This window comes from Haloarcula salina (assembly GCF_049603855.1).
Classification (GTDB): domain Archaea; phylum Halobacteriota; class Halobacteria; order Halobacteriales; family Haloarculaceae; genus Haloarcula; species Haloarcula salina_A.
On sequence record NZ_CP187148.1, the window covers coordinates 208156 to 227800 of the forward strand.

Here is a 19645-nt window from a genome sequence, read left to right on the forward strand (position 1 = left end):
CTGAGCGACGGTGCAAAATTGTTGTGTCGATGGTCGGTCGAGTCGCTACTCGTCCTGTGCGTCTGTGACGGCGACGGCGGCGAGATTGACGATGTCCTTGACTTCGTCGTCGCGCTGGAGGACGTGGACGGGTTCGTCCATGCCGACGAGCATCGGGCCGACGGCGTCCGCGCCGCCGAGACGCTGGAGGAGCTTGTACCCGACGTTGCCCGCCTCCAGATTGGGGAACACGAGGACGTTCGCGGGCTCGTCGAGGTCGGCGAACTCGTAGGTCCCGGTCAGCATCGACTCGACGACGGCGGTGTCTGCCTGCATCTCACCGTCGACCGGGAAGTCGACATCTGGGTCTTCACGCAGGCGGCGGGCGGCCTCCCGGGGTTTTCGGGTCCCTTCGTTGTCGACGCTGCCGAAGTCGGAGTACGAGAGGAACGCGACGCGGGGGTCCACGTCGAACCGCCGGGCGAGCGCCGCGGTCTGCCGGGCCACTTCCTCCAGCACGTCCTCGTCGGGGTCCTGATTGACCGTCGCGTCGGCGACGAACAGCACGCGGTTGCGGAACGTGAGCATGTACACGCCGGCGGCGTAGTCGATGTCGGGGGCCGTCCCGATGACCTGGAGCGGCGGACGCAACGCCGACGGGTAGTGATTGGTGAGGCCGGTCAACATCCCATCGACCTCGCCCATCTCGACCATGACGCTGGCGAGGTAGTTCGGATCTGTGCGGACGCGTTCGACGGCCTCCCGGCGCGTGACGCCGTTGCGCTGGCGCAGTTCGTAGAGGCGCTCTGCGTACCGCTTGTCGTCCACGTCGCTCGGATCGACGACCGACAAATCCGCCTCGATTCCCAGTTCCCGGGTCGTGGACTGGATCGCGTCCCGGTCGCCGACCAGTACCGGTTCGGCGATGGCTTCGTCCTGGAGTCTGACTGCGGCCCGGAGGATCTTCTCGTCGTCGCCCTCGGCGAGTGCGATTCGCTTGGGGTCACGCTGGGCCTCGTTCAGGACGATCCGCATCAGTTCCATCGATCTGTCGATGCGGGCTTCGAGGCGCTCGCGGTACGCGTCGAGGTCGATTTCGGTCCGAGCCACGCCGCTCTCCATCGCGGCGCGGGCGACGGCGGCCGACACTTCGGTGATGAGCCGCGAGTCGAGGGGCTTCGGCAGGATGTACTCCGGCCCGAACTGGAGGGTTCGCTCCTCGTAGGCCTTCCGCACGGCGTCGGGCACGTCCTGTCTGGCGAGGTCGGCGAGCGCGTCGGCCGCGGCGACCTTCATGTCCTCGTTGATCTCGGTCGCGCGCACGTCGAGCGCGCCGCGGAAGATGAAGGGGAAGCCGAGTACGTTGTTGACCTGGTTCGGGTAGTCAGAGCGCCCGGTGGCCATGACGACCGTGTCGTCGCGGGCGGTCTTCGCGGACTCGTAGTCGATCTCCGGGTCGGGGTTGGCCATCGCGAAGATGATCGGGTCGGCGGCCATCGAGCGGACCATCTCCTCGTCGACGATGCCGCCGGCGGAGAGGCCGACGAACACGTCCGCACCGGCCATCGCGTCGGCCAGATCCCCAGCGGGTACGTCTCGGGCGAACTCCCGGCTGTACGGGTCCAGATCCCCGGACTCCGCCCGCTCGGTCGTCAGGATGCCGTCGATGTCGCACATCGTGATGTTCTCCTTCTCGACGCCGAGCGAGACGTAGAACTTCGCGGTGGCGAGCGCGGCGGCCCCGGCCCCGGCGAAGGCCACCTCGATCGATTCGATGTCCTTCTCGACCAGTTCGAGCGCGTTCAGGAGGCCGGCCCCGGAGATGATGGCGGTCCCGTGCTGGTCGTCGTGGAAGACCGGGATCGACATCTCCTCGCGGAGCGCCGCCTCGATCTCGAAGCACTCCGGGGCCGCGATATCCTCCAGGTTGATGCCGCCGAAGGTGGGTTCCATCGCCGCCACGGTCTGGACGAACGCGTCCACGTCGGTCTGGTCCAGTTCGAGGTCGAATACATCAATGTCAGCGAACTGCTTGAATAGGACTCCTTTTCCCTCCATGACAGGCTTCGACGCCGTCGGTCCGATGTCGCCCAGGCCGAGGACTGCCGAGCCGTTCGAGACGACGCCGACGAGGTTGCCCTTCGCTGTGTACTCGTAGGCAGCGTCCGGATCGTCCGCGATCGCCCGGCACGGCCCCGCGACGCCCGGCGAGTACGCCAGCGAGAGGTCGCGCTGCGTGTTCGTCGGTTTGGTCGTGGCGATCTCGATCTTTCCGGGTGGGTCCTGCCGATGGTACTCGAGTGACTCGTCGTCCAGTGACATACATCGACTATTCAGCCCTGGACTTGAAAAACATGGAGTGATAGCCGCTAACAGCTGGTTCATCGTGCGGTTCGATGATAGCCCGTGTGAACCCGTCGAGACGGACCGACCCGTCCGTTGCCGGGCGTCGAGACACTCTCCGGTGATTCATTTCCGTTCTTGCCAGTATCCCGTTGCTCTCCTCTCTGAAATGGTCAGAACTAGAGTATATATTGATATGTGACTGTTTACCTCGTCCCAGCTTACAACTGGTCGTAGTTGATGTCCGTGAGCCGCCATCGCCATGCCGTGAAGTCGCCGTCGGGGAGGTGCCAGACGACCTCGCCCCGCGTCGGCACGCGCATCCCGTTGCGCGTCTCGTAGTCCATCCAGCGGCCGGTCCACGGCGTCGGCTCGTACCCGTCGTCCACCCGTCGCGGGCGGTCCGTCGCGTGGACCTCGGTGACCTCGCCGTCGTCGAACGTGAACGCGAGGGTGGCCGACACACCGCCGTACTCGAGAGTCGCGGTCGCCGTCCCGTCGTCGACGGCGTCCCACTCCATCCCTTGGCTGGGCAGCAGTGCCGTCGGGTACCACACCGCCTCGGCGAGATATCGGAGCAGTTCGCCCTCGTTCAGCTCCGGGCTCGGGTCGGCTCCGTCGATCGGAACCAGGCCGCCCAGTGAGACGCTCGCGCTCCCGTCGCCGTCCCGGTAGCTATCGCGGACGCGTAGCGACACGAGCGGCGCGACGTCGACCGCCGCGTCCCAGAGAAAGCCCGGCGGGTCGACGGTGACGTACTGCGTCGCGGTGAAGGGCCACCAGCGAGACGACGCGTCACCGGCCCGCAGCGTGCCCGTCTGTTCGAGACGGACCGCGTCGACGTGTGGTTGGCCCTCCCGGAGGACGGTCGCGAAGTACTCGCGGACCGGGTCCGGGAGGTCGGCCACGTCCTCGGTCGAGAACGTCTCGCCGGGCCCTCCGGCGGCCGACTGTCTGAGGTCGCGGACGCGCCGTGCCGTTCGTCGCTTTTGGATAGCGGTCCCGACGAGACCGGCGGTGAGGAGGACGGTAGCTCCACCGAGAGCGGCGTTTCGAAGGCGGGAGCGTTGCATAGCGTCTCGTTCGCTCCCGCACACCAGAACAGTTCCGCTCGATCGGACGGCATAAAGCACTTGTCCGCGCCATCCGGGCTGGCACGTATGGCCCCGCGAACGCCCCTCCTCCGCCCGGACAGATACTTCCGGGCCCGCGAGCCGGACCTCGCTCGCGGGCTCGTCGTCGCCGCGCTCGTGACCGCCGCGTCGGTCGCGCTCGTCGGCGGGCTCGGCGTCGTGTTCACCGAAAAGATCGACGGCACGGTCATGGTCGACAACCCGAACCGTCCGTCCGAAGCGTTCTGTGACTCGGACCCGAACTCGATGTTCACCGAGATGAGCGAGGTAGGCTTCGACTGCGATGCCCCCGCCGAGATCGAGCGAGACATCGATCCGATCATTCGGGACGCCCTCGGCGGATTCTACGGCTCCATGCTCGTCGGCTTGCCGATCGTCCTGCTCGTCACCGCCGTCATCCTCCACGTCGGGACGGCGCTGTGTGGCGGCCGCGGCGGATTCGGCAATTCGTTCGCCGTTTCGGCGTGGGGATTCGCCCCGGTCCTGGTGACGATGCCCCTCGGCCTCGCGGCTCTCTGGGTCCTGATGGACCCCGTGACCATCACGCCCGAGACCGCCCCAGCGGTCCTCAAACGGACCGTCATCGGGAGTCTCCAGCCGTGGCTTCCCGTGGCCACCGCGCTCAACGTCGCCAGTACAGCCTGGGGCGCAGTCATCTGGACGTTCGGACTCCAATGGGGACGCGACGTGTCTCGCGCGCAGGCGGCCGCGGTCGCCGCCGTCACGGCGGGCCTGTTCCTCCTCGTCGGCCTGCTCTGACTGGCCGATCCAGCGGCCCCGGAATTGACTTCCGCGTGCACCCCGGAGTCAGTACATGGTCCTCCCGCTCTCGATGGGATGGCGACACCTGCTGTTCGAGAACTGGCCGGTCGACCCGGCCGTAATGGACGCACATCTCCCGGACGGGCTGGAACCCGACGTGTACGACGGCTCCGCGTGGCTCTCCGCCGTGCCGTTCACCAACGTCGCCGTCCGGCCGAAGGGTCTCCCCGAGCGCCTGGGCGTGCGCTTGCCGGAACTCAACCTCAGGACCTACGTCACCCGCGACGGTGTCCCGAGCGTCTACTTCTTCAGCCTCGACGCGCAGGGCCTCGCGAGCGTCGTCGGCGCACGCCTGTTCCATCACCTCCCCTATTACTACGCGCGCATCTCCCTGGAGCTGGACGAGGGGCGCGTCAATTTCAGCAGTCGCCGCCGTCACCCCGGCGCGCGCCCGGCCCACTACGCGGGGACGTACTGGCCGAGCGGCGAGCCGTTCTCGGCCCCAGAAGACCCGTTCGGGGAGTTCCTCGTCGAGCGCTACCGCTTCTACACGGAGGCCCAGGACGGTTCGATACGGTACACGGACGTGTCCCACGACCCCTGGACGCTGTATCCGGCCAGCGCCGACATCGAGACGAACACGCTGCTGACGGCACACGGCTTCGATCGACCCGACGCCGACCCGGTGTACTACTACAGCCCGGGCCTCGACGTGGTCGCCTCCCGGAGCAGGCGCGCTGGAGACTGAACGCGGCGCTGACCGACGAACGCTCCGTGGGACTCACGTCCACGCGAGCACACCGAACGCGAGGTGGAACGCACCGATGGCGGCGAAGCCGGCCGCGACGTGTCCCGCAGGCAGGCGGGCGCGGTCGCCGCCGTACCCGCGGGCCTGTTCCTCCTCGTTGGCCTGCTCTGACAGTGGCCGAAGGCCCCAGAACTGACTTGGGTTTGCCGCCCATCGAGACGCACGCGATCCTGTCGTCCCGGTCTCGGAAGCGAACGGTATGTGATTTAGCTCATCTCCGTGCTCATGGGCGAGTCCTTTGTCCCGTGTTTGGTCTGGTACTGGTGTTACCATCTTTTCCTCCTGTGGAGGATGAAACGAGGGCCTAGCAGATTTATTCTACAGTAACGGAGAAAAAATTTCCCAACCTTATTCTCTGAATCCATATCCAACAAATACAAATCATCTATTTTTGGATTAAATAGTAATTTATATATAGAGAAAAATAAAAAGTATGTATATATGAAAAGAAGAGATGTTATTACCGGCGGTATAGGGAGTGTATTAGTGTTATCAATCCCAGTACAAGGCAAAAAAGACAAGAAAAGTAAGGGGAAATCGAAAAATGCCAATAAGCGCAAAAAGAATCGGGATATTAAGTTTGAAAAAAGGCTAAAAGATATTAAAATAGATAGAGGAGAGGAACATAGCAAGAAAAAAAGTCACTAAAGTCACGGTCAAATATATTCTTGAAGATACTAGTAGCAAAAAAGTGGATTATATATGTACGCCCAGTGGCAATCTCATAATTAAAAAGAAAGGAGTTCGGTATAAAAAGAGTAAACAGAATATGCAAAAAGAACTTGACGAGAAAGCTAGTGAAGTGTCTGAATTACAGGAAATAAGTCTGAGATCTATTAAGGAGGACTAAATTATGGGACTTGAACCATATCCATTACTAGAAGGCCAATATAAAGAAATCGAGAATGCAACTCACGGTTGGGTTGACAATACATTTGAGCCGGGTGGGGGGTTTGGATCCGCAGAATCCAGCTATCTTCGGAATGGGATTGAAGGGTGCGAATTTAATCCCCGTGCAGAGTATCCAATTGCATCTTGGAATGTAGCTGATGGTGAGACTTGCACATACGGTAAACTGGGCGACGGAAATTATGCTTTCGCTGATGCGACTGCGGGCCCAATTCTATCAGCTGTCCACGCTCATTCGGGTGTGGAAGCTCGTTTAAAGTACATCTCAATGGAAACAAAGGGTGATCCAGAACCTGTCTTCCGAATAAAAGGTGAGTATAGCGCCTCGGCAATAGCACTTGGATTGGCATCTGCAGGCTTTAATATCTCACTGTATATCTACGATGAGGACGCAGAAAAGGAAGTTGCGCGTCGGGTGATTGCTGATAGTAATATCCGTGGCCCATATGAAGATGATTTAGCAGAAGATGAATTTATCGTTGAAATGAGATTGGACTATGATAAGAAATTAACACCAGATCATACGTACTCAGTTGGAATAGAAGCACGGGCGTCAGGATCTGGTGGTGCATTGGATTTCGCCACTGTAAGTATCCGGGATACGGGTAAACATAATGGATTCGCAAAATGGACAAAATTGGAAATCCTGTGGGAAAATGGGAGAATCCTCCCGTATTAAATTAAGTATATGAATAAATCACTCCGAGAGGAAAATAGTTGGATTCGAATTTTTGCCTGGTTACTATTACCTGCTGTTCTCATCGGCGGCGGGTACAAGATACAAGCACCTGGTATAGAATTCGTGCTTATCATATCTACGGTAAGTGTCATCTCATATTGGATCGCCTCTACTGATAGGACTCCCGATCTTCATAGTAGAGATTTACAGGTTTACACTCTCTGTGTTCTTGCTCTGCTTCTATTACTTTGGACAGTGAAGCCGCCATTTACCAGTCCAGAGTTCTATAATTTTCACGGTCCAATAGTGGCTGTTGGGATTATTTCAGCCTCAGTCGGTGTCGGCAGTCTCTGGAACGCAAAACGGAACACGTCGGGACCACTGCCGAACCGTGGGACACTGATAATATGTGGAATTAGTGCCCTTGTAGGGATGGCTGGCTTCGTGTTTGGGGCACTTGGACTCTTGACACCGACTGCTCCATCAACGGTAGTCTTTGGGATTAGTATCATATCTCTTTCGACGATACCTGTCGGGGTCTGGGTAGCGATATATTGGTTACCCAAACACTCAGGCATCAGATTCATCTCGCTAATATTCGGTATCGAGACGCTAATTTGGGTAGTCTTCCACCCAGTTGTGAGAAAATTCTCTATCAGCTACTCGACCCGGATGCTGATTTTATTTGTTCTATTCCTAGTACCTTTTTTGTGGACAAATCGCACTCAGCCTGAGTAACATTTATAACTGCTAATTGTCAGACACAGTGTTTTTGCATGAACTGATGGTGTAATTCTCTTCACCCTCCATTTGGGAGAATCCATTCTTCCGCGATCATTTCCGATTGCTGCGTCGCCTCCCGGAGAAACCACCACCCAGGGATCCACACGAGCAGGTACGGCGCGAACCACGCGACGAGTCACCGACTCGCGAGATCAGTGGTCGCTCGGGGTCGACGTACTGTCCTCGCGGATGACCATGACCCGTACCCGTCGCACGCCGTCGAAGTCCCTGAGCCGATGGCTCAGATCCCGAATCCGGTCGACCGCGCCGCGACAGAACAGGGATTCGAGACACCACTCTCCCTGGTGGGTGTGGCTCGTGTTGAGAATCACGTCCTGATACTCGTGCTGGACGCCGTGGAGCGCCTCGATCACGTCGTGGTGGCGGTAGTCGAAGGCGACGAGCGCGACGGCGTCCCCGTCAAGCTGTTCGAGGCGGGTGTGGGACTCGACGTACTCGCGCATCGCCTCGCGGACCGCCCGCGAGCGGTTGTCGAGGCCCTGTTCCTGCCAGACCTGATCGAACTCCGCGACGAGGTCGTCCGGGACGTTGAAGCTCGTCCGCATACGGCCATGTTCGGCACGCCCGCACAAGAGTCCCGAGTATGACGATTCCCCTGATTCGGTAGTAACAACCGTTAATCGCGGGTCTCTCCAAGCCTCGCGGTACGGATGATCCACGGAGACGCGGTCGGCCTGTTGCTCGGCGCGGTCGCACTGGGGGCCGTCCACGGCGTCGAACCGGGCCACGGCTGGCCCGTCGCCGCCTCGTACGCGCTTGACCAGTCGAACAAGTGGCTTTACGGTCTCGCCGCGAGCTTCCTGCTCGGCGTCGGCCACCTCGTCAGCAGCATCGCGATGGTCGCCGTGTTCTTCTACGCGAAGGCGTACTTCGACCTGACGCAGGTCAACAGCCCGATCACGGTCGCCGGCGGTGTCGAGATCGGCGGTCTTGTCAGTCTCGTGGCCGGCGTCCTCCTCATCGCCCTCGGCGTTCGAGAGTACAGACACGGACACTCCCACGGGGGCCACGATCACGCTGACGGGAGCCACACCGAGCATGGTCACACCCACGGGAACAACGCTGATCCCGGTCACTCGCACGACCATCACGGGCACGCTTCGGAGGAGGGACACTCACGGGACCGCAGTCGGAATCACGGCGACGATGCCCCGCGTAGCGCCGCGCACGCCGACAGTGAGCTTTGGTCCCGTGTGAAGGACGCCGTCCCGTTCGTCGGCGGCCACTCACACGCCCACGACGACCGAGACGAGGTCGCCGAGCGCGGACTCTGGGGGATCGCCTGGTTCGCTTTCCTCCTGGGATTCGCCCACGAGGAGGAGTTCGAGATCATCGCGCTCTGTGCGGGTTCGACGTACTGTCTGGAACTGATGAGTGCGTACGCGCTCACCGTCGTTCTCGGCATCGTAGGCGTGACGGCGTTGCTGATCGCCGGCTACGAACACCACGAGGAGACGGTCGAGCGATACACGCAGTACCTCCCGGCGTTTTCCGCCGCCGTGCTCGTCCTCATGGGCGCAGGCTTCATCACCGGCCTCTTCTGAACGGTCCCGTTCGACTGCTCTGGCGTCCGACTGGGCGGGACCGATTACCGGAACCACCCGAGCAGTTCGTAGTCGTGGTCCGGGACGTACCGCCGGAACAGCAGGCTGTTCGACAGCACCGAGACGCTGGAGAACGCCATCGCACCGGCGGCGAGCACCGGCTGGAGCAGGCCGAGCGACGCCAGCGGGATCATCGCCGTGTTGTAGCCGAGCGCCCACACGAGGTTCTGTTTGATCTTCGCCAGCGTCGCCTCGGAGATGCGGATGGCCTTCACCACGTCGACCGGGTCGTCGCGCATCAGCGTCACGTCCGCCGCCTCGATGGCCACGTCGGTGCCCGAGCCGATGGCCGTGCCGACGTACGCCACGGCGAGCGCGGGCGCGTCGTTGACGCCGTCGCCGACCATCATCGCCTTCCGGCCCTCCTCCTGAATCGCCTCGACGGCGTCCGACTTGTCCTCGGGGAGGACCTCTGCGCGGACGTTCTCGGGGTCGATACCGACCTCTTCGGCGACGGCGCGGGCGGTGCGCTCGTTGTCGCCGGTAATCATCATCACGTCGACGCCCCGCTCGCGAAGCTGGCTCACGGCGTCTCGCGCGCTCTCTTTGACCGTGTCGGCGTCGGCGACGACGCCCACGAGTTCACCGTCGCTTCCGCCCGCGGGCCGGCGGCCGACGAGCATCGCGGTCTTTCCGTCCGACTCGAGGCGCTCCATCGTCTCGGCCGCCGGCTCGGGGTCGATACCGTTATCGCGGAGCAGCTTGCGGTTCCCGACGAACACCTCGTCGCCCTCGACCGTCGCCGTCACACCGTGGCCGGGGACGTTCTCGAAGTCCTCTGGGTCGGGCACGTCGATCCCGCGCTCGCGAGCGCCCTCGACGATGGCGCGGGCCAGCGGGTGTTCGCTCCCGCTCTCGGCTGCGGCCGCCAGTCGGAGCAGGTCGTCCTCGCTGAGGCGGTCGCGGGCGGCCACCTGCCCGCCGTCGGCCGCGGCGTCGCCACCGTCGGCCACCGCCTCCCCGTCGTCGAAGGCGACTACGTCCGTCAGCTCCATCTCGCCCTTCGTGAGCGTGCCCGTCTTGTCGAAGACGACCGTGTCGACGTCCTTCGCGCGTTCGAGCACGTCACCGCCCTTGAACAGGACGCCGTTCTGTGCGCCGATGGTCGTCCCGACCATGGTGGCCGCGGGCGTCGCCAGCCCGAGCGCACAGGGGCAGGCGATGAGCACGGCGGAGGCGAAGACGATAACGGCGAACTCGAAGACCGAGACGCCGCCGGCAGCGACCGGGCCGCCCGCGACGAGGCCCCACAGCGGGAGCCACTCGACGAAGCCCGCGAGGGCTGCGGGGAACGCGTACCAGACGAGGCTCCAGAGCACGGCGTTCACGATGACCGCCGGGACGAAGTACGCCGAGATTCGGTCTGCGAGGTTCTGGATGTCAGGCTGACGGGACTGCGCCTCCTTCACGGTCTGGACGATCTGCTGGAGGGCGGTGTCCTTCCCGACTTTCGTCGCCTCCACGACGAGCACGCCGTTCTCGTTGATGGTCGAGCCGACGACCTCGTCGCCCTCCCGCTTCTCGACCGGGACGGACTCGCCCGTCACCATCGACTCGTCGACCGCCGACTGCCCGTCGACGACGACGCCGTCGGTCGGAATCTGCTCGCCGGGGCGGACCTTCATCCGGTCGCCCACCTCCACGTCCTCCAGCGGAATCTCCGCCTCGGTGCCGTCCTCGCGGACGACGGTGGCGGTGTCCGCCTCCATCTCCAGGAGCTTCCGGAGCGCCTCGCCGGCCTGTCCCTTCGAGCGGGCTTCGAGGTAGTTCCCGAGCGTGATGAACACGAGGATGAACGCCGCCGTGTCGAAGTAGATGCCGCCGGCGATTGCCCCGAGCAGGACCGCCACGGAGTAGACGTACGCGGTGGTCGAGCCGAGCGCGATCAGCACGTCCATGTTGGCCCGGCCGTTCGTGACGAGCGCCTTGTAGGAGTTCTCGTAGAACGGCCGGCCGAGCACCACCTGAACGGGCGTCGCCAGCCCGAACGCGACCCAGTCCGACGGAAGGCCGAAGACCTCGTCGCCGACGAGTCCGAGCCCCAGCAGGTGGTCGGCCATGAACACCAGCAGCGGCGCGGCCAGCACCGCGCCGAACAACGTCAGCCGCAACTGTCGCCGTATCTCCTCCTGTCTGGCCGCCTCTCGGGCGTCCCCACCCGAATCGCCGGCGTCGGAATCTCCGTCCGCGTCCTCGCGGACGGGCGAGTACCCGGCAGACTCGATGGCGTCGTAGAAGTCGCCCCGGCCGGCCTCGGCGGGGTTGTACGTGACCTGCGCCTCGTCGGTCGCGAAGTTCACGTCCGCGTCGACGACGCCCGGCGTCCCCTCCAGTGCCTCCTGGACCGTCTCGGAGCAGTTCGCACAGGACATGTCGGTGATGCCGATGGTCACCGAGTCCGTGACCGGCGTGTACCCCGCGTCCTCGATCGCATCGAAGATCTGCCCGAGCGAGACCGCCTCCGGGTCGTACTCGACGCTCCCCTCGTCGGTCGCGAAATTGATGTTCGCCGCCGAGACACCGTCGAGCGATTCGACGGCGTCCGTGATGGTCTGCGAACAGTTCGCACAGCTCATCCCCTGGATGTCGATTTGGCTTCGATGCTGACTCATTGCTTGATACTACGGCTTCATCCTTCAATCGGTTTGCCCCTTCGAATATGTCGTGAACTCCCGGGCTTACTTTCGAATCGAAAGTCCTGATGGGGCGAACTCACTCAGCCGGCCGTTTGCTTCGAGCGGCGACGACATCCAGTCCGGGACTGTAGTAGTACACCGGCTCGGCGTCCGGACGGGCGAACCCGTCGGCGCGCAACAGCGTGTTCCTCTCGACGGACGCCTCTGCGGGGTACAGCGTCCACGGATCGTGCTTCACGTCGGTGTACCGAAGCGACCCGTCGGGGGCTTCGGTATAAAACCGGTAGCGCTCGACCAGGAACTCCGCGAGTGGATCCGAGTGGGACTCGAACGGTTCGCCGGTCGGCCAGTATGTGGCCTCGTACCGGGCCGGTCGCGCGCCCGGATGGAGCCGACGGCTGTTGAACGCCACGCAGCCGTCCGTCAACGCAAGCGAGATTCGAGCGTAGTAGTAGGGCAGGTGATGGAAGATGCGCGCGCCGGTGACACTGGCGAGTCCCTGCGCGTCGAGACTGAAGAAGTACACGCTCGGGACGCCGTCGCGGGTGACGTACGTTCGGACGTTGATCTCGGGGAGACGGACACCGAGCGACCTGGGGACTCCCTTCGGTCGGACGGCCACGTTCGTGAACGGCACGACCGAGAGCCACGCGCGGCCGTCGTGGCGGTCGGCGGTCAGGGACTCGGGGAGATGAGAGTCGAGAACGGCGGGATCTACGGGCCAGTTCTCGAACAGCAAGTGCCGCCATCCCATCTCCAGTGAAATCACAGTACGTACGTGTTAGTCGCTCGATGAAAAGAGTCCGTCGCTCACTGGTCCATCGCTCCGCCAGTGGCCGCTGGCTGCGGCGCCTGCCAGCCGTGTCGGAATCGAGTGTCGGCCGCCATCGACTCACGACCAGGCGAGCACTCCGAACGCGAGATGAAACAGTCCGAGGGCGGTAAAGCCCGACGCGACGAGCCAATCACCGGTCCGCGACCCCATGTGTCGCTGGGTCGCCGCTCTGAGAAACCACCACACTGCGATCCACACGAGCAGATACGGCGCGAACCCTGCGGTGAGCCAGCGGTCGACGAGCAGGTCGAGGACCCCGATCGTCACGAGCGTATAGCTCACCGCGTGGTTCATGATCTGGGCGATGCCGCGCACGTCCGTGCGTTTCGTCTGGTAGGTGACGCCGGGCAGTACGAGCGGGCGCAACGGCTCGCCCGCCGTCGGTATCGCGCCGTCGAAATCCAGCAGCCGCGGCATCGCAAAGTGGACGAGGCCCAGCGCGACGGTGAACACGCCACAGATTCCGAAGCCGACCACGCGAACGATATCGGGTATCATGGGGACCTTCGTCGAGCCCTACACCCCGGGACGGGAAAAGGAAGGCCGTCGCTACCCGGTGAAATCCTCGGTGAATCGCGTCGGGGGCCGATCGAGGACGGTTGCTGCTATCCCCTCGCACCGGCCCGGCGAATCGACTTTCGTTTCCAAAGCGTATCGGTGACGGGACCCCGTCTGACGAAAGGATAACCCGCATAAGAACGAGGACCGTAGGGACGTCCGTATGTCGACCACTATCACCGTCGAGGGAATGAGCTGTGAACACTGCGAGCAGACGGTCGAAGAGGCGCTCAGAGACGTGGGCGGCGTCACGGACGCCACCGCCGATCGAGAGGCCGAACAGGCGAGCGTCGACGGAGACGCCGACCCCGATGCCCTCGTCCAGGCCGTCGAGGACGCTGGGTACACCGCCCACGCCTGAAGCAGGCTCGGCGGTCGGGCCCACGAACTGAAGCAGCGAACCGCAGAGAACGGCTCGAAAACGACTGGCGCTGGCAGTTTCTATCCCGCCTTTCGCCGTCCCGTCTCAGCCGGTGAAGTCCTCTGTGAACCGCGCCGGAAGCCGATCGATGACGGTGGGCGGGAGCGTGTCGACGAGCCGCTCGGTCACGTGGACCATCGGCTTCCTGACCAGGGTGTAGACGACCGAGACGGCCAGTAGCACGTACACCGCCGTCTGGAGCCGTCCGGTCGAGAGGGCGAGCGTCGGGAGGGCGAGCGCGCCCGCGAGCGCCGCGTCCTCCGGTGCGCCGTCGTAACGGATCCACCGTCGCGGACGAATCCAGCGCTCACGGTAGTGATCGTACACTGCGCGTTCGGAAGTGGCCAGCCACGGCTTCAGTTCGAGGCCGCCGCCGAAGGCGTCCATCACGGAGTGCAGCGCCGCCGAGCCGAGGAAGGCCGCCAGCGCGACGGTTCCGACCGCTGGCGCGAGGAGCGCGACGGCGAGCGCCGCGACCGCGCCGACCGAGTAGTACACCGGGTAGTGGAGGGTCTGGCGGTGCTCGCCGTAGAGGTCGAGGTCGGGGAACACGCCGCCGGCCCCGGCGGCGCTCACGGCAATCGGCGTGTACTCCGGCGCAACGAGCGCCGTCACGCCCGCGAGGGCCATCCCCGCGAGCGCGTGTGTTGTCGCCATCATCACCCCCGAGTACGAGACCGCGCTTTATGTGGATTCCGGCGGCCTGTGTCGGACGGACAGGCCGCCGTGCGTCGTTTTATATCGACGGGCGCCCCAGAGACGAGTAGAGCGATGGCAGTTCGACGGCTCGGCGTGTCGCCGCGGCGAAAGCGCCTGGCGAGCCGGCTGCTTCAAGTCGCTATCGGCGCGATACTCGTCGTCGGCCTGTTCGCCCGGAACCTGAGCGTGGTGGTGAACGCCGTCCTCGCGCTCGCCCTCACCTTCGTGCCCGCGGTACTCGAACGCGACTACCGACTACAGCTTGATCCGGGCGTGACGCTGTGGATCGCGCTCGCGCTCTTCTTGCACATGCTCGGGATGCTCGGCTTCTACGACGAGTACTGGTGGTTCGACCACGTCACGCACACCCTCTCGGCGGCCATCGTCGCTGCCGGCGGCTACGTCGTCACCCGGGCGGTCGACGAGTGGACCGACGATCTCTACCTGCCGTCCCGGTTCATGTTCGTCTTCGTGTTGCTGTTCACGCTCGGTCTCGGCGTCCTCTGGGAAGTGCTCGAGTTCGCCGCCCGCATCGGCGCAGACCTGCTGGGTCTCGAACCCGTCCTCATCCAGTACGGCCTCGAAGACTCGCTGCTCGACCTCCTGTTCGATACCCTCGGGGCGGTTATCGTCGCGACGTTCGCCACGGACCTGTTCTCGGACATCGTGGAGACGCTGACCGAGCGACTCGAGGAGTACCGGCGCGGTGACCGCGCTACGGGCGGTGCCGATCCGAACCGCGACACCGTCACCAGTCTGGAGCGACTCCTCAGGACCGACTCGGTAAACGCCCGAGTCTCGTGGCTGTTGCTCGCATTTCTGGCCGTAGCGTCCGTCTCTGGACTCGCGAACGGTGAACTGCTCCCGTGGGTTCTCGTGGCGGCAGTCCTCGCGCTCTCGGTCGTCCCGGCGCTCGCCTACCGCGATCTGGGGGCGATGCTACCGTGGCCGCTCCTGCTGCTCGCGAGTCTGCCCGTGTTCGGTGCCGTGTTCGCCCGGCCGTGGCTCGCTTCGGGGCCGGTCACCTACGTCGCGGTGGCGACAATCGCGCTCGTGGTCGCGCTGGAACTCCACTTGTTTACCCCCGTCCTGATGACGCCGCGGTTCGCGGTGCTGTTCGTCGTCGTGACGACGATGGGCGTCGCCGGCGTCTGGGCCGTCGGCCGCTGGCTCGCGGATCTCTACCTCGGAACCCAACTGCTGCTCGACCCCGCCCTCTCAGACGCCGAAATCGAGTCCAGATTGATGTGGGAGTTCGTCTACTCCGCCACGGCCGGCGCCGTCGCTGGACTCGTCTTCGAGTGGGGATTCAGGCGGTAACGGTCGGACTGGACCTGGCGCCCGGGGGACCGCCAATCCGTCTCAGTCCGGGAGTGGCGGCCACGTCGTCGCCATCGTCTCCTGAATGAGTTGCGTCTGTGCGCGCCGGAGTCGCTCTGATACCGACGACGCCGAGACACCGAGTTCGTCGGCCACGTCTTCGAGCGACGCCCCGCGAGGGACGTCGAAGTACCCCCGTTCGTATGCCGTCCGGAGCGCCTCCTGCTGGCGGTCTGTTAGCCCGTCGCCCGGCGGCTCTGGCTCGCCGTCGTGCGTGAGTCGGTGTAACGTGAAACCGGCGTTGCGCAGCCAGAACGACGAGAATTGCTCGAAGGCGTCTCGGTCGGCGAACCAGCCCGTCTGCGTCCAGCCGTCCGTCCGGACCTCGATCCGCTCGATGATGGCGTCGGCCGTCGCGAGGGCTTCCAGGTCGGTCAGGTCGTCGAGGTGGTCGCCGAGCTGTTCCGCCATGCTGAGCGCTGGACGGAGTTTGTACCGCCGCGTGTCGCCGGCCCGACCGACCAGCGTCCACTCAGCAACGTCGTAGGCGTCCGTGAACCCCGACTCGATGGTGTCCTTCGACTCGCCGCTCGTCGTGACGAGGAACAGCGGCCGTCGCCCGTGGTTGTACTGGAACTCGAACGTCAGCGACGCCTCGGGCACGGCCCTCGCGACCGTGACGAGCGGGAGCGCCTCGCAGTCGATGTCGAACTCTGCGACGAGTCCCATGGGCCACCGTTGCCGCGGTGGCTAAAGGGAACACCGATACGGACCGCTATCTGGTGGGCCGGTGGGGACTGGAGTCACAACCAAGTCGCTACTCGGACCGCTGCAGGAAAGCCCGAACTTCCGACGCGACTGTGGCCGGTGCCTCGGCGGGCCCGCTGTGGCTCACGCCGTCAAACTCCACGAGACGGCTGTGCGGGAGCGCGTCGTGGACGCTCCGGGCGCTGTCGCGAAGGAAGCCGGGGCCGGCGGTCCCAGCGAGGACGAGCGTCGGCGCGTCCACGTCGAGGCGGTCGGGAAGCCGATACCGTTCGACGGCGCGGTTCATTCTGACGACCTCCTCAGCGAGGTCGACGCAGTCCGGCCAGACCGGCCACTCCGCCAGCCACGCGTCGAGGTCGTCGATGCCGTCGGGGTGGAGCACCATCTCGACGTAGCGTTTCACCGCCTTGCGACGGTCGCCTCGCTCGATCAGTGCTTCCATCTCGTCGGCGAGGTCGGCCTCAGCGCGGAACTCGTCGGGGAGAACCGCAGGTTCGTAGGCGACGACTGCCTCGACGGCCGCGTCCGTCGCGCTCTCGATGGCCGTCAGCGCGCCGAAGGAGTGGCCGAGTAGCACCGGGTCGTTATCCACGTCGTCGACGAGAGCGCGGACGTACTCGGCCTCGCGCGTCAGTACCTCCTCGGCGCTCGTTTCCGAGGGATCGTCGAGACACGTGCCGAAACCCGGTCGCTGGGGAATGATAGCCGCGAACTCCTCGAAGTGCGGGACGACCGGCTCCCAGTACGCCCTGGGAGCCATCCCGCCGTGGAGGAGGACGAGCGGCCGCCCGTCACCGCGTCGTTCGTAGGCGATCTCCGTTCCGTCTGTGGACTGTGTCGTCTGCATACGTCACCATTCAGGGGACGAGACGGCTAACTCACACTCTCAGTCGTTGGGCATTTTAAATGCGGACCGGGGAGACACCGTTGGTGGGAGCAAATTCTGGCAACAAACACCGTACAGAGAGAGGGTTCGATTTAAGAGGTCTGATATCCCCAAGTGAATATGGGATAGCGGTATTTTGAGTTTAAATTGTCTGTATATAGATCTGAATAGGGTGTAGAAGTTCAAGTATAGACCCATATGAAATCAGATATCCTAGATGCTCCTCTATTCACACAGAGAACGCACATATCGCTACGGATAAAGCGGTTCACTCATCGCTCGTTCACGGATAGTCGATGGGTTCCTCGGAGCCGATATCGGCTAACATGGGTACAGATGTTAGTCTGGATGGCTGCACTCGAACCTGCAGTCCACCATCAGTGGATTCTCGTCGAATAATCATGCTCATTGTTCACACATTTGGCGTCGGATCGGGACCGATTCACCGGCAAATTGCGGGGAATCCACGCATAGTAGATTTTATCTGTGACGGGGCTGAACTACGTGTATGTCCGGAAACTACGCGACGGACGGCGGGAAACGGGTCGGAGCCGTAGAGCGCGCCTTCCGGATCCTGGCGCTTCTGCGGGAGTCGGGCACGATGCGCATCAACGACGTCGCAGCGGAACTCGACATGCCGACGAGTACGGCACACGTCCATCTCCGGACGCTAGCGGACGTCGGCTATCTCGTCAAGGACGAGCGAGGGTACCGGCTCAGCCTCCGATTCCTCCGTGACGGTGCGGTAGTCAGAAACGACCTGAGCGTCTACACGGTCGCGAAACAGGAGATCGACGCGCTCGCGGAGGCCACTGGTGAAGTGGCTAACCTGGGCGTCGAGGAAGACGGTCAGCGCGTCATCCTCTACCAGTCCGAGGGGAGCGAGGCCGTCTACGACAACGCGCTCGTCGGTGAGTTCACGAACATGCACTGGACCGCGCTGGGGAAGGCGATTCTCGCGGAGCGATCGGACGAGGAGGTGGAACGGATCGTCGAGCAGCACGGGCTGCCGTCTGCGACCGCAAACACGATCGACACGCCCGATCGACTTGTCGAGGAACTGGCGCGGATCCGCGAGGAGGGATTCGCACTCGAAGACGAGGAGCGACGGACCGGCATCCGGTCGATCGCCGTTCCGATCACCGTGGACGAGGGCGTCGTCGGCGCGGTGTCACTCTCGGGGCCGAAAGAGCGATTCGACGACGCGCGGATCGAGGACGAACTACTCCCGGCGCTGAAAGACCGGACCAACGTCATTGAGGTCAAGGTCGCCTACGACTAGCCCGCCAAAGTCATCGTACGGCCCTGACCCCGCTGTCGACCGCCAAATCCGCCGATCCACTATTCGTGGACCAATTGTTGTTATTTTTTAGTGACTGTTGTCGGTCGACACTCACGGTACCGACGAGATCGGACGGACCATATTGCTGTAGACAAAACATTCAAATAAGACGGGCAGTGTCACCATTCGTATGGACCCGGCACTGATGTTGCCACCTTCACCGGATAGACGATGGACACTCGCCAAACAACTGGGCGTCTCGTCCGGGGTCGTCCGGTTCTGGGGCGTCGACGACTGGTGGGAGTTCGATACGCTGCTCCGAGCGCGAAACCGCTTCGAGGACCATGGAATCCCGCTCCGAGTCGTCGAGGACAGGCCTCCGATGACGAAGACTGTCCTCGGAAAGGAGGGGCGTGACGAAGAGATCGAGACGGTGAAACGACTCCTCAGGAACATGGGCAAGCTCGGGATCGAGACGTACTGTTGGGTCTGGACGGAGAACCCGGTCGGCGTCCTGCGGACCTCCGATTCGATCCCGGACCGGGGCGGTTCGCTCAAGACCGGCTACGACCACGAGCTATCCGAGCGCGCCGACGACCACTCCGAGGCCGGCATCACCGAGGACGAACTCTGGGAGAACCTCGAATACTTCCTCGACGAAGTCGTCCCCGTCGCCGAAGAGGCCGGCGTGAACATGGCGCTCCACCCTGACGACCCGCCGCTCTCCCCGGTCCGCGGCGTCCCGCGTCTCGTGACCTCGGTCGACAACTACGAACGCATCCTCTCGCTCCACGATAGCCCGAATCACGGCGTGACGTTCTGTCAGGGAAACTTCGCCGCGATGGAGACCGACGTGCCCTCGGCCATCCGACGGCTGGGAGACCGCATCCACTTCGTCCACTTCCGCGACGTGGAGGGGTCGCCCGAGTCGTTCGTCGAGACGTGGCACGACGACGGCCCGACGGACATGCTCGCGGCGATGGAGGCCTACCGAGAGGTCGGCTTCGACGGGCCCATCCGCCCCGATCACGTCCCGAAGATGCTCGACGAGGAGGACCGCGAGGGCGTCCACGCCGGCTACACTGACATGGGGCGGCTCTTCGCGGTGGGGTACATCAAGGGACTGCTCGAACAGACCGAGTGACGGGCGAAGGTCCGCGAATCTCTCATTTTCGGCTGTGACGAGTCTTCTAGCGTATGGTGGGTTTGGCTGGAAGTA

The 19645-nt window shown here is 63.5% G+C and carries 18 protein-coding genes and 1 pseudogene; 9 read left to right on the forward strand and 10 right to left on the reverse strand.

Annotated features, from left to right (window positions below):
• Nucleotides 1-45: 45 nt before the first annotated feature.
• Both ACOZ4I_RS18320 and ACOZ4I_RS18325 read right to left on the reverse strand, forming a co-directional pair.
• The gene (locus ACOZ4I_RS18320; RefSeq protein ID WP_424004859.1) at nt 46-2301 is read right to left on the reverse strand and encodes an NADP-dependent malic enzyme; all 2256 of its coding nucleotides are present in this window, start codon (nt 2299-2301) and stop codon (nt 46-48) included.
• A gap of 242 nt (nt 2302-2543) precedes the next feature.
• Nucleotides 2544-3395, reverse strand: coding sequence for a DUF6544 family protein (locus ACOZ4I_RS18325; RefSeq protein ID WP_424004860.1), 852 nt, complete (start codon nt 3393-3395; stop codon nt 2544-2546).
• Nucleotides 3396-3482: 87 nt separating this feature from the next.
• Here ACOZ4I_RS18325 and ACOZ4I_RS18330 point away from each other — a divergent pair, with 87 nt between their 5' ends.
• Complete coding sequence (locus tag ACOZ4I_RS18330) at nt 3483-4214, forward strand: YIP1 family protein (RefSeq protein ID WP_424004861.1); 732 nt, start codon at nt 3483-3485, stop codon at nt 4212-4214.
• Between the two features lie 55 nt (nt 4215-4269).
• Complete coding sequence (locus ACOZ4I_RS18335) at nt 4270-4965, forward strand: YqjF family protein (protein WP_424004862.1); 696 nt, start codon at nt 4270-4272, stop codon at nt 4963-4965.
• 33 nt (nt 4966-4998) lie between these two features.
• Here the strand turns inward: ACOZ4I_RS18335 and ACOZ4I_RS18340 are convergent, their stop codons facing one another.
• Nucleotides 4999-5298: a hypothetical protein gene (locus ACOZ4I_RS18340; protein WP_424004863.1), complete on the reverse strand. Its 300-nt coding sequence runs from the start codon at nt 5296-5298 to the stop codon at nt 4999-5001.
• A 168-nt stretch (nt 5299-5466) separates the two neighbouring features.
• Between ACOZ4I_RS18340 and ACOZ4I_RS18345 the strand changes: the two genes are divergently transcribed.
• Together ACOZ4I_RS18345 and ACOZ4I_RS18350 are read left to right on the forward strand one after the other, a co-directional pair.
• Nucleotides 5467-5673: a hypothetical protein gene (locus ACOZ4I_RS18345; protein WP_424004864.1), complete on the forward strand. Its 207-nt coding sequence runs from the start codon at nt 5467-5469 to the stop codon at nt 5671-5673.
• A gap of 205 nt (nt 5674-5878) precedes the next feature.
• Nucleotides 5879-6613, forward strand: a complete 735-nt coding sequence (locus tag ACOZ4I_RS18350; RefSeq protein ID WP_424004865.1) for a hypothetical protein — start codon at nt 5879-5881, stop codon at nt 6611-6613.
• 935 nt (nt 6614-7548) lie between these two features.
• Here ACOZ4I_RS18350 and ACOZ4I_RS18355 read toward each other — a convergent pair.
• Nucleotides 7549-7962 (reverse strand): CopG family ribbon-helix-helix protein, encoded by a 414-nt coding sequence (locus ACOZ4I_RS18355; protein ID WP_424004866.1) that lies wholly within the window; start codon nt 7960-7962, stop codon nt 7549-7551.
• 105 nt (nt 7963-8067) lie between these two features.
• Between ACOZ4I_RS18355 and ACOZ4I_RS18360 the strand changes: the two genes are divergently transcribed.
• On the forward strand, nt 8068-8961 hold the full coding sequence (locus ACOZ4I_RS18360; RefSeq protein WP_424004867.1) for a hypothetical protein: 894 nt from the start codon (nt 8068-8070) through the stop codon (nt 8959-8961).
• A gap of 44 nt (nt 8962-9005) precedes the next feature.
• Here the strand turns inward: ACOZ4I_RS18360 and ACOZ4I_RS18365 are convergent, their stop codons facing one another.
• The 3 genes from ACOZ4I_RS18365 to ACOZ4I_RS18375 form a co-directional block, all read right to left on the reverse strand.
• Complete coding sequence (locus ACOZ4I_RS18365; protein ID WP_424004868.1) at nt 9006-11633, reverse strand: heavy metal translocating P-type ATPase; 2628 nt, start codon at nt 11631-11633, stop codon at nt 9006-9008.
• A gap of 100 nt (nt 11634-11733) precedes the next feature.
• Nucleotides 11734-12411 carry a YqjF family protein gene (locus tag ACOZ4I_RS18370; protein ID WP_424005391.1) on the reverse strand — a complete coding sequence of 226 codons (678 nt, stop codon included), beginning with the start codon at nt 12409-12411 and terminating at the stop codon, nt 11734-11736.
• Nucleotides 12412-12549: 138 nt separating this feature from the next.
• Complete coding sequence (locus ACOZ4I_RS18375; protein ID WP_424004869.1) at nt 12550-12990, reverse strand: hypothetical protein; 441 nt, start codon at nt 12988-12990, stop codon at nt 12550-12552.
• 223 nt (nt 12991-13213) lie between these two features.
• On the opposite strand from ACOZ4I_RS18375, the gene ACOZ4I_RS18380 reads away from it, so the two are divergent.
• A complete protein-coding gene (locus ACOZ4I_RS18380) occupies nt 13214-13411 on the forward strand; it encodes a heavy-metal-associated domain-containing protein (RefSeq protein ID WP_424004870.1) in 198 nt (65 codons plus the stop codon).
• A gap of 105 nt (nt 13412-13516) precedes the next feature.
• Here the strand turns inward: ACOZ4I_RS18380 and ACOZ4I_RS18385 are convergent, their stop codons facing one another.
• On the reverse strand, nt 13517-14131 hold the full coding sequence (locus tag ACOZ4I_RS18385) for a metal-dependent hydrolase (protein WP_424004871.1): 615 nt from the start codon (nt 14129-14131) through the stop codon (nt 13517-13519).
• Between the two features lie 111 nt (nt 14132-14242).
• On the opposite strand from ACOZ4I_RS18385, the pseudogene ACOZ4I_RS18390 reads away from it, so the two are divergent.
• Nucleotides 14243-14872: pseudogene (locus ACOZ4I_RS18390) on the forward strand (hypothetical protein); the annotation flags it as partial.
• Nucleotides 14873-15532: 660 nt separating this feature from the next.
• On the opposite strand, the gene ACOZ4I_RS18395 reads toward ACOZ4I_RS18390, so the two are convergent.
• Both ACOZ4I_RS18395 and ACOZ4I_RS18400 read right to left on the reverse strand, forming a co-directional pair.
• Entirely contained in the window at nt 15533-16219 is a 687-nt protein-coding gene (locus ACOZ4I_RS18395; RefSeq protein ID WP_424004872.1) for a helix-turn-helix domain-containing protein, read from the reverse strand.
• 88 nt (nt 16220-16307) lie between these two features.
• Complete coding sequence (locus tag ACOZ4I_RS18400; protein ID WP_424004873.1) at nt 16308-17105, reverse strand: alpha/beta fold hydrolase; 798 nt, start codon at nt 17103-17105, stop codon at nt 16308-16310.
• Nucleotides 17106-17652: 547 nt separating this feature from the next.
• Between ACOZ4I_RS18400 and ACOZ4I_RS18405 the strand changes: the two genes are divergently transcribed.
• Together ACOZ4I_RS18405 and ACOZ4I_RS18410 are read left to right on the forward strand one after the other, a co-directional pair.
• Nucleotides 17653-18426 (forward strand): IclR family transcriptional regulator, encoded by a 774-nt coding sequence (locus ACOZ4I_RS18405; RefSeq protein WP_424004874.1) that lies wholly within the window; start codon nt 17653-17655, stop codon nt 18424-18426.
• A gap of 190 nt (nt 18427-18616) precedes the next feature.
• The gene (locus tag ACOZ4I_RS18410) at nt 18617-19570 is read left to right on the forward strand and encodes a mannonate dehydratase (RefSeq protein WP_424004875.1); all 954 of its coding nucleotides are present in this window, start codon (nt 18617-18619) and stop codon (nt 19568-19570) included.
• The last annotated feature ends 75 nt before the right edge of the window (nt 19571-19645 follow it).

Bases quoted from the DNA above. Each gene is read 5' to 3' on its own strand.
- ACOZ4I_RS18320 (WP_424004859.1), bottom strand. From the start codon at position 2,301: ATGTCACTGGACGACGAGTCACTCGAGTACCATCGGCAGGACCCACCC.
- ACOZ4I_RS18325 (WP_424004860.1), bottom strand. From the start codon at position 3,395: ATGCAACGCTCCCGCCTTCGAAACGCCGCTCTCGGTGGAGCTACCGTC.
- ACOZ4I_RS18330 (WP_424004861.1), top strand. From the start codon at position 3,483: ATGGCCCCGCGAACGCCCCTCCTCCGCCCGGACAGATACTTCCGGGCC.
- ACOZ4I_RS18335 (WP_424004862.1), top strand. From the start codon at position 4,270: ATGGTCCTCCCGCTCTCGATGGGATGGCGACACCTGCTGTTCGAGAAC.
- ACOZ4I_RS18340 (WP_424004863.1), bottom strand. From the start codon at position 5,298: ATGGTAACACCAGTACCAGACCAAACACGGGACAAAGGACTCGCCCAT.
- ACOZ4I_RS18345 (WP_424004864.1), top strand. From the start codon at position 5,467: ATGAAAAGAAGAGATGTTATTACCGGCGGTATAGGGAGTGTATTAGTG.
- ACOZ4I_RS18350 (WP_424004865.1), top strand. From the start codon at position 5,879: ATGGGACTTGAACCATATCCATTACTAGAAGGCCAATATAAAGAAATC.
- ACOZ4I_RS18355 (WP_424004866.1), bottom strand. From the start codon at position 7,962: ATGCGGACGAGCTTCAACGTCCCGGACGACCTCGTCGCGGAGTTCGAT.
- ACOZ4I_RS18360 (WP_424004867.1), top strand. From the start codon at position 8,068: ATGATCCACGGAGACGCGGTCGGCCTGTTGCTCGGCGCGGTCGCACTG.
- ACOZ4I_RS18365 (WP_424004868.1), bottom strand. From the start codon at position 11,633: ATGAGTCAGCATCGAAGCCAAATCGACATCCAGGGGATGAGCTGTGCG.
- ACOZ4I_RS18370 (WP_424005391.1), bottom strand. From the start codon at position 12,411: ATGGGATGGCGGCACTTGCTGTTCGAGAACTGGCCCGTAGATCCCGCC.
- ACOZ4I_RS18375 (WP_424004869.1), bottom strand. From the start codon at position 12,990: ATGATACCCGATATCGTTCGCGTGGTCGGCTTCGGAATCTGTGGCGTG.
- ACOZ4I_RS18380 (WP_424004870.1), top strand. From the start codon at position 13,214: ATGTCGACCACTATCACCGTCGAGGGAATGAGCTGTGAACACTGCGAG.
- ACOZ4I_RS18385 (WP_424004871.1), bottom strand. From the start codon at position 14,131: ATGATGGCGACAACACACGCGCTCGCGGGGATGGCCCTCGCGGGCGTG.
- ACOZ4I_RS18395 (WP_424004872.1), bottom strand. From the start codon at position 16,219: ATGGGACTCGTCGCAGAGTTCGACATCGACTGCGAGGCGCTCCCGCTC.
- ACOZ4I_RS18400 (WP_424004873.1), bottom strand. From the start codon at position 17,105: ATGCAGACGACACAGTCCACAGACGGAACGGAGATCGCCTACGAACGA.
- ACOZ4I_RS18405 (WP_424004874.1), top strand. From the start codon at position 17,653: ATGTCCGGAAACTACGCGACGGACGGCGGGAAACGGGTCGGAGCCGTA.
- ACOZ4I_RS18410 (WP_424004875.1), top strand. From the start codon at position 18,617: ATGGACCCGGCACTGATGTTGCCACCTTCACCGGATAGACGATGGACA.